This window comes from Gemmobacter caeni (genome assembly GCF_003054195.1).
Lineage (GTDB): Bacteria > Pseudomonadota > Alphaproteobacteria > Rhodobacterales > Rhodobacteraceae > Gemmobacter > Gemmobacter caeni.
This window is the reverse complement of the sequence record NZ_QBKP01000002.1, coordinates 64,664-78,346: the sequence shown is the minus strand read 5'-3', so window position 1 is coordinate 78,346 and position 13,683 is coordinate 64,664. Positions and strand designations below refer to the sequence as shown.

9 protein-coding genes and 1 tRNA gene are annotated in these 13,683 nt (G+C 69.5%); 8 read left to right on the top strand and 2 right to left on the bottom strand.

Annotated elements, in window-relative coordinates; translation table 11 throughout:
- Positions 1-8: 8 nt before the first annotated feature.
- Positions 9-1,697 (bottom strand): exonuclease domain-containing protein, encoded by a 1,689-nt coding sequence (locus C8N34_RS03195; RefSeq protein WP_108127661.1) that lies wholly within the window; start codon positions 1,695-1,697, stop codon positions 9-11.
- A gap of 93 nt (positions 1,698-1,790) precedes the next feature.
- Here C8N34_RS03195 and C8N34_RS03190 point away from each other — a divergent pair, with 93 nt between their 5' ends.
- From C8N34_RS03190 to C8N34_RS26200, 5 genes are all read left to right on the top strand, one after another.
- Positions 1,791-2,609 carry a nucleotidyltransferase domain-containing protein gene (locus C8N34_RS03190; RefSeq protein WP_158640467.1) on the top strand — a complete coding sequence of 273 codons (819 nt, stop codon included), beginning with the start codon at positions 1,791-1,793 and terminating at the stop codon, positions 2,607-2,609.
- Positions 2,610-2,671: 62 nt separating this feature from the next.
- Positions 2,672-4,672, top strand: coding sequence for a hypothetical protein (locus C8N34_RS03185; protein WP_108127657.1), 2,001 nt, complete (start codon positions 2,672-2,674; stop codon positions 4,670-4,672).
- A 130-nt stretch (positions 4,673-4,802) separates the two neighbouring features.
- A tRNA-Gly gene (locus C8N34_RS03180) sits at positions 4,803-4,876 on the top strand.
- A gap of 256 nt (positions 4,877-5,132) precedes the next feature.
- Positions 5,133-6,794: a hypothetical protein gene (locus C8N34_RS03175; RefSeq protein ID WP_108127655.1), complete on the top strand. Its 1,662-nt coding sequence runs from the start codon at positions 5,133-5,135 to the stop codon at positions 6,792-6,794.
- Positions 6,794-7,375 (top strand): hypothetical protein, encoded by a 582-nt coding sequence (locus C8N34_RS26200; protein ID WP_158640465.1) that lies wholly within the window; start codon positions 6,794-6,796, stop codon positions 7,373-7,375. Before C8N34_RS03175 ends, C8N34_RS26200 begins: the two co-directional genes overlap by 1 nt.
- A 150-nt stretch (positions 7,376-7,525) precedes the next feature.
- Here C8N34_RS26200 and C8N34_RS03165 read toward each other — a convergent pair whose 3' ends face one another.
- Positions 7,526-8,128, bottom strand: coding sequence for a hypothetical protein (locus C8N34_RS03165; RefSeq protein ID WP_145693539.1), 603 nt, complete (start codon positions 8,126-8,128; stop codon positions 7,526-7,528).
- A 214-nt stretch (positions 8,129-8,342) separates the two neighbouring features.
- Between C8N34_RS03165 and C8N34_RS03160 the strand changes: the two genes are divergently transcribed.
- From C8N34_RS03160 to C8N34_RS26195, 3 genes are all read left to right on the top strand, one after another.
- Positions 8,343-8,807, top strand: coding sequence for a hypothetical protein (locus C8N34_RS03160; RefSeq protein WP_108127651.1), 465 nt, complete (start codon positions 8,343-8,345; stop codon positions 8,805-8,807).
- A 59-nt stretch (positions 8,808-8,866) separates the two neighbouring features.
- Positions 8,867-9,757 (top strand): putative Ig domain-containing protein, encoded by an 891-nt coding sequence (locus tag C8N34_RS26635; protein ID WP_199750651.1) that lies wholly within the window; start codon positions 8,867-8,869, stop codon positions 9,755-9,757.
- A gap of 12 nt (positions 9,758-9,769) precedes the next feature.
- Positions 9,770-13,683, top strand: a 3,914-nt coding sequence (locus C8N34_RS26195; RefSeq protein ID WP_170120531.1) for an Lcl C-terminal domain-containing protein, incomplete at its 3' end; no start/stop codon positions are given.

Sequence of the window (13,683 nt, the reverse complement as noted above, 5' to 3'; positions counted from 1 at the left end):
GAAGAGGATCAGGGCTCCGGTGTGGCGTCCTGGGCCCGCTCCGCGTTGCGCGCCTCATAGACCAGTTGGCGGGTCTGGTGGAACGCGAGGGTGAGCTGCGGGTCGAGCCCGCGGCAGACCCAGCGCAGGGCGGAGCCCCGGTCCTGTCCGGTCAGGGGGGTGAAGAGGGCGTCCAGCTCCTCCAGCGGATGCGCTCCCGCGAGGAGTTCCCGGAGCGCCGCCTCCGGGAACCCGCTCCAGGCGTCCCGGCCGGAACGGATCCTCAGGACCGTCTCAGGTCCGATCTCACAGGCGCCCCGGTTCAGGTCCGCGATCAGCTCCGCCACGCCGGGGTTCAGCCCCTCGCCGATCCGGGTCGGCGTGACCGGCTTGGGGCAGAGCTCGATCGGTGCGATCAAGGACCCGTCCGGGGCCATCCGGACCGGTTCCGGCGTGGCGAGGGACCAGAAGTCCGGGGTCCGGTCTTTCGGCCCGAGGCCGACCGCGGACCCGGGGACCCGCGCCCCCTCCGAGATGAAGAGGACGGAGCTCACCCGCATCCGTTTCGTGTCGATCCGGGTCTCGGCGCGGATCCCGACCTTCTCGAGCCGGGCGGCCAGATCGAAGACGGTGGTCGCCCCCGGGATCGCCTCGGTGATCAGGGCGTGAACCCGCCGTCGGGCCTCGTCCGTCTGTGGGGGTATGGGGCTTGCGGGGGTCGCGGTGAACCGGCCCTTCAGGGCGGTGACCGGCCCCATGACCGCGTCATGCGCGGCGACGAGCCGGGCGACGAGCCCCGCGTGCTCCGGGTGCCGGTAGGCGGGCCCGGCCCGTTCCAGCGCGGGCCCGGTGAGCCCGATCGCACCCCCGGTGAAGGAGGCGCGCGGGGTGGAGAAGCGGACCCCGTGCAGCGCGAGCTCCCCGTTGATGACCGGTCGCATAAGGACCCCGGCCGACGTGAGCCGCTCCGCGAAGAGGGCCAGATCCGGCGCCCCGTCGAGTGCTGCCCGAACGAGGGCGGCGATCCGGTCCGCCTCCCGCGCCTCCTCCGACGCCGCTTGCGGGGCGGTCGGGCCGGGCGGTGCGGCCCGCTCTGACGGTTCAGGCCTCGCCGCGGCCAGTCGGGTCGGCGGGGCAGGGGGCGCCTGCCACCCTTTCGGGAGCGGGCTCAGGGGGGCGGAACCGCGCATCCAGGCGGCGAGCGCGCCGGGCTGTCGCGTCTCGATCGCCTCCACCACCCGGCCCAGGATCTCCGCGTCCTCGAGCGCCCCGTGCAGGCCCCGTCCCTTCTTCAGGACCCCGAGGGTGAGGGCGAGCTGGTCCAGCCGGTAGGAGGGGGTGCGGACCCGCGCTTGCGCGAACGGGATCGTGTCGAAGAAGCGCAGCGTCGGGACCGGGAGCCCCGCGTGGCGAAAGTCGTAGAGGAGCATGTCCCGGTCGAACCGGGCGTTATGCGCCAGGCAGGTGGCGTCCCCGATAAAATCGAGGAGGTCCGGGGCAATCTCCGCGAAGCGGGGCTTGTCCGCCAGGAACCGGTTGGTGAGCCCGTGCACCCGCTGCGCCTGCCAGGCGACCGGGTGGTCCGGGTTCAGATAGGTCTGAAAGGTCCGCCCGGTCAGGCGGCCGTCGATCAGTTCCACCGCGCCGATCTCGACGCAGCGGTCCCCCCTGGCGGGGGAGGCCCCGGTCGTCTCCGTGTCGATCGCGATCAGCCGCATGCGGACATCTCCCTCTGGTCTGGCTGAGCCTAATATGCGAGAAAGGAAAAGCCTAGAGAATGTGTGGGGATTGCGATGGTGTCAGAGCGGGACATGGGGCGGGTCAACGCCCTCCTCGACGAGCTGGAGGGGCGCCACGGGGTCCGGATCCTGATGGCGGTGGAGTCCGGCAGCCGGGCCTGGGGGTTCGCCTCCCCGGATTCCGACTTCGACGTGCGTTTCGTCTACCAGGAACCGCTCGACCGGATGCTCCGGCTCTTCCCGGGCCGGGACGTGATCGAGCAGATGACTCCCTATCGGGAGGACGGGACCGGGGTCCCGATCGACCTGGTCGGCTGGTCCCTCCCGAAGACGCTCCGGCTCGCCGCCGCCTCGAACCCGCAGCTCTGCGAATGGGCCGCGGGCACGATCACCTATCGGGCGGATCCGGGGTTCCTGGAGCGGCTCCGCGTTCTGACCGCGCAGTCCTCCCCCCGGGTGCTCGCACATCACTACCGGGGCCTTGCGAAAAAGACCGTCTGCGACTACCTCTCCGGCCCCGGGGAGCCGCGCGGGAAGAAGTACCTCTACGCGGTCCGCTCCCTCCTCGCCGCCAACTGGATGCTCGATCATCCGACCCCGGGCGCCGCCCCGCCGGTCCGGTTCGACCGGCTCCGGGCGCAGACCCGTGTCGCCGCCCCGGTCGACGCCGCGATCCAGGACCTCCTCGACTGGAAGACCGCCCTCGGGGAGGGGGAGGCGCATCGCCGCTTCCCGGTCCTCGACCGCTGGATCGGGTCCGAGCTCATCCGGCTCGAGCAGGAGGTGCCCCGACTCCCGGACCCGGAGGTGGACCGGGAGGTCGCGGAGCGCGCGCTCGACGCGCTTATCTTCCCGACCGCGCTCACGCCGGTCCCCGCGCCGGAGCCCTGATCCGGTTCCGGTTTTCGCGCGCCACCCCTATGCTCGGCCATCAACTCAGAGGAGCCGACCCGATGCGCCACCCGAAGTCCCGGTTCCCGGACTACCCGCCCCTTCGCCGCGCGCCCGATCTCGCCGAGGGGGCGGTGGTGGGGCTCAGCCTCCGGCTCGCGCGGGCGGGGCGGCATGACCCCTACAACGTGTTCGAGGTCGAGGGGGTGGAGAAGTGGGGCCGCCCGGCCCGGTTCCGGCTGAGCGCGGTCCGGGTGAGCGACGCCCCCTTCGACGGGGTCCCGGCCGAGGAGACCCGGGACGGGGCGCTGCACGTCCTCTTCGAGACGGACAGGGGGGAGCGGTTCGGGGTGAGCCGCTGCCGGGCCGCAACCCGGCCCGCGCCGCAGGAGGGGGTCCTCCTCCTCGACCGGCTCGGCCGGACCTGGTTCTGCGGTGAGCGGGCGGGGGCCGGGCCCCTGACCGGATCAGAGCGGCTTCGCCCGGTCCCGGACGCCACCGCCCCCCTCATGCGGGACACGGTGCTCGAAGGGGCGGACCTGCCGGATCGCCTACCCGCCTTGGGCCGGTTCCGGCTCGGGTCCCAGGGGGAGGTGATCGGGATTGAGGGCGGTCTCGGCCCGGTCGGTCCGGACCTGCTCGCGCGGGTCTCTGCCCGCGTCGAGGCCCTGGTCGCGCGCGAGGAGCGGATCCGGCGGGTCGCGGAGCGGCATTTCGGCGATGGGGCCCTTGACGGGCTCCTGCTCGGACGGGACCTCCCGATCACGGACGGGCTGATCCCGGCCTATCATGCGTTTGACGCCCGCAAGGCGTTCGACGAGGCCCTCCTCAAAGTCACCCGCGGGTTCCTCGAGGAGCTGCGCGCGGATGGGCTCCTCGCCCCCTGTCCCAACAACGGGCCGCGTGGGGTCGGCCCGCTCGAGGCCTGGAACCGCTGGATCGCCGGCGCCTATGACGCGCCACCGGAGGCGCGGGACCGGGAGGACCGGTACGGGGAGTACCGGCTCGCGGACTCCCCCGGCTTCAAGACCGTCTCGAACTGCCTGATCCGCGCCGTCGTCGAGATGGAGCGGCGGGTCTGGGAACGGCACCATCCGGGCGAGAGATACGACTCCGGGAGCAGGGACGTCCCGGTTGAGCGGGCCGACGTGGAGACCAGCTTCCGAGACGCCTGCGCCCGGATCATCACCGCCTACGCGGAGGAGGAGACGACCGACAATATCGGGTTTATGGACCTTCAGGGGCGACAGACCAGCGAGAGGTTCATGCTGGGGGAGTCCTTCCTCACCCCGGTCCTCTGCGCGGTCCCGGCCGATTACGGCTCCGCCCCGGTCCCGCTCCCGCCGATCGAGGCGCCACGCTCGATCCGTCACCTCGAGCTGAGCCTCCCGTCCGGGACCCTCGTCATGGCAGACTGGTTCCGGATCGACGGGTTCAACGAGGGGCTGCGCGCGCTCCTCGGCGGGGCGGACGATTTCGAGATCAACTACGCGGACGGGCTTGATGCGCGGGCGCGGGCCTATTTCGAGAAGGCCGGGCTCGTCATCGTCCAGGTCGGCAACACCTCCCCGGCCGCCTACGCGGACACGCCCGGGGTCTGGCGCATGGGACACGTGGACGAGGATCATGACGCGTTCTGGACGGAGGAGGGGGAGCCGCGACCGGGCGTCACCGCCCCGGAGCCGGTCTGGCGCACCTGCACGGACCTCTGGGCCAACACCTTCGCGGACCGGGAGGTGATCCTGGACATCCTGATGGCCTCCGAAAAATACCCCGACCGGGTCGACGCGCTGCGCGCGTTTGAGGCCTATGCGGAGGAGTACGGGGTGAGCGCGACCGAGCTCGGGGTCGACCGGCTGCATCTTTACGTGCCGACCGGGCACGGGGTGCATGCGGAGGACTTCAACGAGATCTTCCGGGCGGCGGAGATCCCCCCGGCGGACTGGCGCGAGGACGTCTACGTCCTCTCGGCGAGCCCGCTCACCGTGGACCCGGACCTCCTCGCCCCCTGCGACTGGCGGGAGCGGGCGCGGGTCGCGCCGGACCCGTCACCTGAGCCCTGATCAGGCGCGCCTCCCCGAGGGGGCTCGCAGGGGAGGGGGCACCAGACCCGGAGATCAGCCCCGAGATCTGATCGGGTTTGCGAAAAATGCGCTTGCGCGAAAAAAGAAATCCGGATAGGGATTCGGACATGCGGGTGTAGCTCAATGGCAGAGCAGCAGCTTCCCAAGCTGAATACGGGGGTTCGATTCCCCTCACCCGCTCCAATATCCCCGATCGACAGGCGCGATCATCCGGGCCCGACAGGGGCAGAGACCGGATGAGGAGGGGACGATCCGTGCCAGAGGATATGCGAAAAAATAAACGCTTATCTGTCCGTGGCCGTCAGATTCGCCCCCCTGAACCCACCGTTCTCCTTTCATCACCATGCCCGGGCCGGTCCGTCCGTCCCGTCCTCTCAACACCCCTCCTGCCGGCGACCCGGGTCGCTGCGGGGGGCTCATCCATGCAAGGAGCATCAGGGTGACCCTACTGGAACAGAACGTTCAGCCGGACCCCGCCGTTACCGAAGGCCTGACCCCGGAGCAGGGGGGCACGCTCGCCGCGTCCACGGCGCGCGACCCGATGGACATGCTGAGCGGGCTCGTCGGGGCCGGCTGGGACGACCGGTCCCTGGCGGAGTCCTTCCGCCAGTCTCTGGACCGGGATCTTGATCTGGAGACGGCGGACCGGGCCTATCAGCTCGCCAAGCGGGTCGTTCTGCGCGAGCGGACCGATGAGGGGGCCTGTGAGCTGATCGGGGTCCTGCTCGAGGTTCTGGAGAGGGCCGGCTGGGGGACGGAGGCGCGCCTGATCGCGACCCGGGTTGGCGGCCTCACCGGGGTGAGCGACGCGATGCGCCGCCGTGCGGCGCGGATTCTGCTCGAGGCGGGGTCGGTCCGGGTCGCCCTCTCCCTGATCGGGGACCTCCCGACGGGGGATGACCGCCTTCTCGCTGCCCGTTGCCACGAGGCGCTCGGGGACCCGGAGGGGGTGTTTGAGGCGGCCGCCGCGGCCCTGACCCTGATCCCCGGGAATGCCCCGGCGGTCCCGGTCGTCACCCTTCTCGTGGGGGCCGCGCTGTCCACCGGACGCCCGGAGGCGGCGCTGATCGCCCTCCGCCGGGTCCCGAAGGCGGACAGGACCCGCGAGCTCCTGCTTCTGGAGACCCGGGCACGGGAGCTGACGGATGACCTGAAGGGGGCCGCGCGTCCCCTGCGACTTCTTCTCGAACGGGACCCGACCGATGACACGGCCCGGGGTCATCTCGTCGATCTGCTCTCGCGCAGCGGACAGCGGGAAGCGGCACGGGTCGTCTATCGGGAGGGGCTGCCGTTCCTGGAGGCACGTCTTCCGGACACCGCGGATGAGCTCTTCGAGGAGCCCTCCCGCTTCGTGTCCGCGGACCCGGCCCCCGCCTCCCGCCTGGGATGGGTGGCCGGGGTGACCGGCCAGGACCCGGACCCCTGGCAGGCGCGCGAGCTGATCGCCTTCGACCGGACCCTTCTGGCCTGGGTTCAGACCCGTCCTGACCGGATCCGCGAGCTGACCTACCGGGTCCGGCTCTCCGAGGCGGCGCAGGGGATGGTGATGGACATGCATCTGCGGGGCAGGGGGGTCCTGATCGCCTCCGCCCACGCGGGCCTGATGGACGCGGCCCCGCTCGCCCTCCTGGCCGCCGGGGTCCGTTTCGGTCTGACCGCCCCCGCGACCCTGCTCGACCTGCCCGGTCTCTCCGACTACCTGATCGCGGTTGAGGGGCGTTCCCGGACCGCGGCCATGCGTGATCTGACGGCCCGGCTGCGGGGTGGGGAGGCGGTCGCCGTCTCCGCGGACGCGGTCCCGGGTCCCCGTCCGCGCCGGGTGCCGCTCTTCGATCGCGAAGTCCCGGTCTCCGACCTCTGTGCCCGGATCTCCGAACGGCTGAACGTCCCGACCGTCTTCCCGCGGGTCCTGCCCGGGGAGGGCGGGGTGATCACCGTGGACCTGCGCCCCCTGCCGGCCCCCTCCGCCGATCTCTCCGGAGAGCCCTTCCGGGACGCTTGGGCCCGGGCCTGGGCCTCTGAGCTGGAGGACCTTCTGCGCAGCGCCCCCTACGCGATGCGCGGGACGGGCGGGTTCTGGGACGCGATCCTGGACGCCTGATGGGCGAACACCCCCTCCTGTCTTCCTGTCCGGGTCTCGACCCTACCTGCCCGGCGCTCGCAGCCGCGGTCCGGGTCGCTGGGCACAACCTGCGGTCCTTGCGGGAGTATCTAGGGGACCTGCCGGTGCTGGGGGAGGGGGAGACCGGCCCGCTCCAAAGGGCGCAGATCCGGGAGGCGGAGCGGTTCCTTGCGGACCGGACCGCCTGGTCGGATCCGGACCGGTTCAGACCGCTCGAGGTGCCCGGGCTGCGCGGGGCTCGCGTTCTCGCGACGGACCGCCCGTTTCGCGATCTCGTTCTGCTGGTCCAGGAGGAGCCGGTCGCCTGTATCCGGAGCGGGCTGCCCCTCGTCACCCCCGTCTGGCGCGGGCGCGGGCTCGGCGCGCTCCTGGTCCTGATCTCCGACCTCGAACGGGGTCGGTTCCTCTGTCCGGCCGCCTATTCCGTCCCCGGCGCCGCGGCGCGGCGCTCGGCGCATGCGCTCCAGGTCCGGATCGCCGACGGCGCGCTTCCTGTCGGAAATCCGGAAGGATCGGCGAGGATTGAGCAAAACTCGCCGCACCCCCCTTCCTTCAGGTAGGGGGCGAGGCGTCTTTTCTGCCCGGTCTCGAAAACCAGTCTAACCCATGGACCGGCCTATGCGAAGACGTGCCCGTCCCCCTCTCGAAAAAGAAACGGGCGCCGAAGCGCCCGTTCCGGTGTTCCGGTCTCGCCGGGGAGACGCAGCCGATCACATGGACGGGCTGGCGTCCTCCTCCTTGGCCTTCTCGGCCGCCTTCGCGGCCAGCTCGGCGCCCAGCTCTCCGAAATAGGCGTAGGCGACCTGCTTCCCGTCACGCTCGAAGGTCTCCCCGACGTGGTTGACCTCGTGCTTCACCCCGTCCTTCTCGACCGTGTCGCCGATCCCGACCGAGCCGGCCTCGACCGCGACGCGCGAGGCGTTACGCTCGGCGGCGCGCGCCTTGTTCGCCTCGGCACGGGCGGCCTTCTCCGCCTCGATCTCCTCGGCGGTCTTCGCCGGGGCGTCCGCCTTCGGCTCCGCCTGCGCGGAGACGGTGGCGATCATCACGTGGGGGACGTTGCCTTCCGTGAAGTAGGCGGGGCCGCGGAACACCATCGGCTTGTCCGCGTCGGCGGCGGCGCGCAGCTTCTCCTGCGCCGGGGCGCCGAACGCCTCGACGATGGACTCCTTGCCCTCCGCGTTCACGACGATGGCGCGCAGCGCCTCCTCGCCGCCCTTGGTCGTGAAGGTCTCGATCGAGCCCTCCTTGACCGTCCCCACACGGGTGCTCCAGTCGCGGTCGCTCTTCTTCTCGGGTTTCTGGTCGGTCATGGCGAACTCCTCTGTTTCTGTGCCTGATTCAGCATAGGCGCGATATGCGAAAAAACGAAACGACAGCCAGAAATTTTTTTGCGCAGCCGTCTGGGAGCCGCACTCCATCGTGTCTCACGACGCCAACTATAGAAAATCTTTTTCGCAAACATATTGCATCAACAGTTCATATTGGGTAGATTTTTTCGCACAAATCCCGGAAAGGAGCCCTCCGATGAATTCGCTTGTTCTCCCCCTCGTCCTGATGCTCGCCGGCGCGTCCCCCGCGGCCGCCTCGGACTACGTCTGCAAGCCGACCCTGTTCGGCCTGTGCAAGACGACCTACGTCGGCCCCGCCACGGAGGCGGCCGCCGTCCGCTACGTGGAGGACGCCAAGGGGGCGGTTGAGACCCTCCTGGACCAGATCCCGGCGGCCGAGGAGGCCCATTACAGCCCGAAGACGGGCGTTCTGGTCCTCGTCTCGAAGAAGGGGGACCGGGTCTACAACGACGGGATGCGCCTGGCGGCGGACCTGTTCATCGCCAAGAAGCTCCATCTGAATCAGGTGGTCGTGATGAACGCGGGCCGGCATTTCGTGATCGGGTCGAAGCGGGTGATCCGCGATGAGGGGGGCTACTCGCGCTACTTCGCGTTGAAGAAGAAGGCGGTCACGGAAACAGTGACCCGGACGGACTCCTGAACGCCCCCGTTGCACGTCGCCCATTTTTCGCCTATAAATGCGAAAAATGGAGACGAGCGATGTATCGCTTCAAGGCCGCACTCCTTTCCTTCCTGATGGGGGCCGCTGTCGCGGCCCCCTCCGCACATGCGCAGGTGACCCTTCATCTCTACGGCTACGCCGGTGAGCCGGTGGACGCGGTGATCGACTGGGGGTCGATCGCGGCCAACAACGCCTGTCTTCGGATCGTCCAGGGGGCCGGAAGAAGCGTCAGCTGTCCGGAGGCGGGGCCGGGGGACCAGGTGCGGATCTCCGGGACGGTTCCGCAGTTCGGACCCGGCGTCTCCTCGCCTACCGGCAATACGGTTTCCCGTGTTATCAGCTGGGGGAACGTGGGGATCAGATCCCTCGACGCCGCCTTCAAGGGGAATGATAGACTTGTCGCTCTGCCGACGACCCTCCCGACGAGCGTTGAGAACCTGAATCGGACCTTCCAGGACGCGCCGAACTTCTCTCAGAATCTGGCAAGCTGGGGGATGCAGATCAAGAACGTGCTCGCCATGACGGACCTGTTTGACGGGGCCCTGTCCCAGCAGACGGACATGAGCCGCTGGTGCATGCGTCGGTTCAACGAGGAGCCTCCCGGTCTGATGGGGCGTGAAAACGGTCGGCACCCGCCGCTGCGCAAATCCCAGCAGAAGCACCCGCGCTACGGGGAGTGCGGTATCAGTCTACCTGCCTCCTTTCCGGAGACGGCCGAGCAGACGGTCCCGTTCTTTTTCAACCTGCGGTCAGGCCTCGAGATCTGGCCGAACGCCCCCTCCGGAACCAGCCTGAGCCTTATCACCTTTGAGGTCTCCTCCGGGGAGCTCCCGCCCGGTCTCGTCCTGGACCCGTTGACCGGGGTCATCTCCGGGACCCCGACCACCCCGGGCGAGTACGCCTTCCAGATCCGCGCCCGTCAGTACTGAGGAGACCGGAGCATGACCCGTCTGAGCCAGATGTTCCGCCCCGCCCTCTTTGGCCTCGCGGCCCTCCTCGCCGACGCCCCCGCCCAGGCGCAGCTCGTCGAGACGGTCAAGGATTACGTGATCACGATCGAGGAGAACTCGAGCGAGTGCGATGCGGCGCGCAACGTCGGTGATCTTTGCGGCCCGGAACTGAACGTGGTCTACCTGGGTGATGGGCTGAGCGGGCGCAAGCTGTTCACCACGGATGTGACGCTTGTGGCGACCAGCTGGAACGACGGCATGACGTCGACCACTTACATGTCGCTGACCAACATCATGTCAGGTGCGAGAGGCGCTCAAAACACGACCTCTCTTGTTTCTGCGGATGCAAACACAGCCACCTCAGGCGTCCAGTCGCACCGCGCCGCCGCGGTCTGCGCGAACCTGACGCATGGCGGATTTGATGACTGGTATCTCCCTTCAGCGCTTGAGGCTTATCTTTTCTTCCGGAACGCCGCCTCGATACCGGTTTCTCCGGGGACCGTCTGGACCTCATCCGAGTATTCCCAAACCGCAGCCTACGCTTTCGAGACGGGGACTGGCGCCCTTACCCCCACAACAAAGTCGACGACGCGGGCGATCCAGTGCGTTCGCTCCGGGACGGTGGCGGTTACCCCGTCCAAACCCTGCGAAACGGTCACAACGGTCGGCGAGACCTGCGGGACCGGAGGCGTCATTTATGCGGGCCCCGCCCTCTCGGGCGAGGGGCTCTTCGCCACCGCCTTCCCGCTCCCGGCAGTGACCTGGAACAACGGGATGAGCACCACCAGCGACATGGCGATAACGAACGTGCAGTCCGGGGTGAACGGGGCGGCGAACACCACTGCCCTGGCGGTCCGCGACGCGGACACCGCGAATAGTGGGACCCAGGTACATGCCGCGGCAGAGTATTGCGAAAACATGACCTACGGGGGGTACTCGGACTGGTATCTTCCGGCCTCCGCGGAGGCCCACACCCTGTTCCTGAACAAGGCGGCTCTTCCGGTGAAGACCGGTGCGATCTGGACCTCCAGCGAATATGGTCAGACCACGGCGCGCGGCTTTGACATCGGCACCGGGGCCAGCTCTGAGGTGTCCAAATCCACCGCCCGCAGCCTGATCTGCGTCCGGCGTGGCCCGGTCCCGGCACAGCCGGAATCGCCCTGTGACGGGCTTACCTCCCCGGGCCAGACCTGTGGCGCCGGGGACGTGGTCCTTGCGGGGGAGAGTGTGGACGGGGGATACCTCTTCACCACCGCCTTCCAGCTCCCGGCTCACGCCTGGAACGACGGGATGACCTCCACCCCCTATATGACCCTGACCAACCTGACCTCCGGGATGACCGGTTCGGCCAACACGGCCGCGCTCGCGGCCGCAGACGCGAACACGGCCTACTCCCTGACGCAGCCGCATGCGGCGGCGGAGGTCTGCGCGAGCCTGGTCTACGGGGGCTATTCAGACTGGTACCTCCCCGCCTCCATCGAGGCGGCGGAGCTGCACCGCAACCGGGGATCCCTCCCGGTCAGCTCCGGGGTTATCTGGACCTCCACGGAGACTGGCCAGACCACGGCGAACGCGATCGATATCGCGACCGGGGCATTGGCCAGCACGACTAAGTCCACCACGCGTGCGGTGCAATGCGTGCGCAAGAGCGCGGCGCCGCTGGTGGCGGCGACGGATTGCGATGATATCACCGCGGTCGGCGGGGTCTGCGGCAACGGCAACATCATCCTGGCCGGGGAGAGCCTCTCCGGCGGCCGCCTCTACACCACGACGGTGCAGATGCCGGCGGTCACCTGGAACGCCGGGATGTCGAACACCACCTACATGACCATGACCAACGTCATGTCCGGGACGGACGGGGCCGCGAACACCGCCGCCCTCCTGTCACGGGATTCCGATTCCGCGAACTCCGGGGCGCAGGCGCATGTGGCCGCAGAATCCTGCGCGAACATGTCCTATGGGGGGTATTCGGACTGGCATCTGCCAGCGGCGCATGAGGCCTATGAGCTGCATCGGAACCGGGCGCTGCTTCCGACGGCGATCTCCTCCGGCGCGATCTGGACCTCGACGGAGACGGGTCAGACGGCGGCGCAGGTGTTCGACATCGGGGCAGGGTCCCTGACCCCGACCACGAAGTCATCGAGCCGGGCGGTCCAGTGCGTCCGCCGCGAGGCGATCACCTTCACCGCGCAGCAGAGCTGCGACGGGGTGAGCGCGGTCGGGGACACCTGCGGGAGCGGGACCGTGGTCTACGCGGGCCCCGCCCTCTCGGGCGAGGGGCTCTTCACCACCACGTTCCCGCTCCCGGGGGTGACCTGGAACAGTGGAATGTCCTCCACCACCTACATGTCGCTGACGAATGTGCAGTCCGGCGTGAACGGGGAGGCGAACTCCGCCGCGCTCGCGGTCCGCGATGCGGACACCGCGAATACGGGGGCGCAGATTCACGCCGCCGCGGAGGCCTGTCACAACATGGTCTACGGCGGGTACAGCGACTGGTACCTGCCCGGGTCCGCCGAGATCCACACCCTGTTCCTGAACAAGGGGGCGCTTCCGGTGAAGACCGGCGCGTTCTGGACCTCAAGCGAGTACGGGCAGACGGCCGCCATGGCCTATGACCTCGGGACCGGGGCGACCAGCGCCGTGACGAAGTCGAACGCGCGGGCCCTCATGTGCGTCCGGCGCGGCCCGGTCCCGGCCCAGGAGGATGCGCCCTGTGACGGGCTGACCGGGCTGGGCCAGACCTGCGGCTCCGGCGACATCGTGATGGCGGGGGAGAGCGTGGACGGGGGCCCGCTTTTCACCACCGCCTTCTCCCTCCCGGCCCACCCCTGGAACGACGGTCTGTCCTCGACCACCTACATGACCGTGACGGGCCGGACCTCCGGCATGACCGGGGCCGCGAACACGGCCGCGCTGGCGGTGGCGGACGCGAACAGCGCCAACGCGCTGACACAGACGCATGCGGCCGCGGAGGTCTGCGCGAGCCTGGTTTATGGGGGGTACTCCGACTGGCATCTCCCCGCATCGCTTGAGGCGGCGGAGCTGCATCGGAACCGGTCCTCCCTCCCGGTCGGGTCCGGCGTGTTCTGGACCTCGACCGAGACGGGCCAGACGATCGCGAGCGCGATCGACCTGGCGACCGGCGCCATCACCTCCACGACGAAGAACCAGCACCGGGGGGTCCAGTGCGTCCGCAAGGGGGCCGCCGCGCTGGTGGCGGCGACGGACTGTGCGGGCGTGACGGCGGTGGGCGGGCTCTGCGGGAACGGGCGGATCGTCTTCGCGGGCGAGGCCCTGTCCGGCGGCCGCATCTACACCACGACGGTGCAGATGCCGGCGGTCACCTGGAACGCCGGGATGTCGAGCACCACCTACATGACCATGACCAACGTCATGTCCGGGACGGACGGGGCCGCGAACACCGCCGCCCTCCTGTTGCGGGACTCCGATTCCGCCAACTCCGGGACGCAGGCGCATATCGCCGCCGAATCCTGCGCGAGCATGTCCTACGGGGGGTACGACGACTGGTACCTTCCGGCCTCTCACGAGGCCTACGAGCTGCACCGGAACCGGGCGCTGCTGCCGACGGCGATCGCCTCCGGCGCGATCTGGACCTCGACGGAGACGGGTCAGACGGCGGCGCAGGTGTTCGACATCGGGGCCGGGTCCCTGACCCCGACCACGAAGTCATCGGGCCGGGCGGTCCAGTGCGTCCGCCGCGAGGCGATCACCTTCACCGCGCAGCAGAGCTGCGACGGGGTGAGCGCGGTCGGGGACACCTGCGGGAGCGGGACCGTGGTCTACGCGGGCCCCGCCCTCTCGGGCGAGGGGCTCTTCACCACCACGTTCCCGCTCCCGGGGGTGACCTGGAACAGTGGAATGTCCTCCACCACCTACATGGC

Bases quoted from the DNA above. Each gene is read 5' to 3' on its own strand.
- C8N34_RS03195 (WP_108127661.1), bottom strand. From the start codon at position 1,697: ATGCGGCTGATCGCGATCGACACGGAGACGACCGGGGCCTCCCCCGCC.
- C8N34_RS26200 (WP_158640465.1), top strand. From the start codon at position 6,794: ATGGGCGAACACCCCCTCCTGTCTTCCTGTCCGGGTCTCGACCCTACC.
- C8N34_RS03160 (WP_108127651.1), top strand. From the start codon at position 8,343: ATGAATTCGCTTGTTCTCCCCCTCGTCCTGATGCTCGCCGGCGCGTCC.
- C8N34_RS03165 (WP_145693539.1), bottom strand. From the start codon at position 8,128: ATGACCGACCAGAAACCCGAGAAGAAGAGCGACCGCGACTGGAGCACC.
- C8N34_RS26635 (WP_199750651.1), top strand. From the start codon at position 8,867: ATGTATCGCTTCAAGGCCGCACTCCTTTCCTTCCTGATGGGGGCCGCT.
- C8N34_RS03190 (WP_158640467.1), top strand. From the start codon at position 1,791: ATGGGGCGGGTCAACGCCCTCCTCGACGAGCTGGAGGGGCGCCACGGG.
- C8N34_RS03185 (WP_108127657.1), top strand. From the start codon at position 2,672: ATGCGCCACCCGAAGTCCCGGTTCCCGGACTACCCGCCCCTTCGCCGC.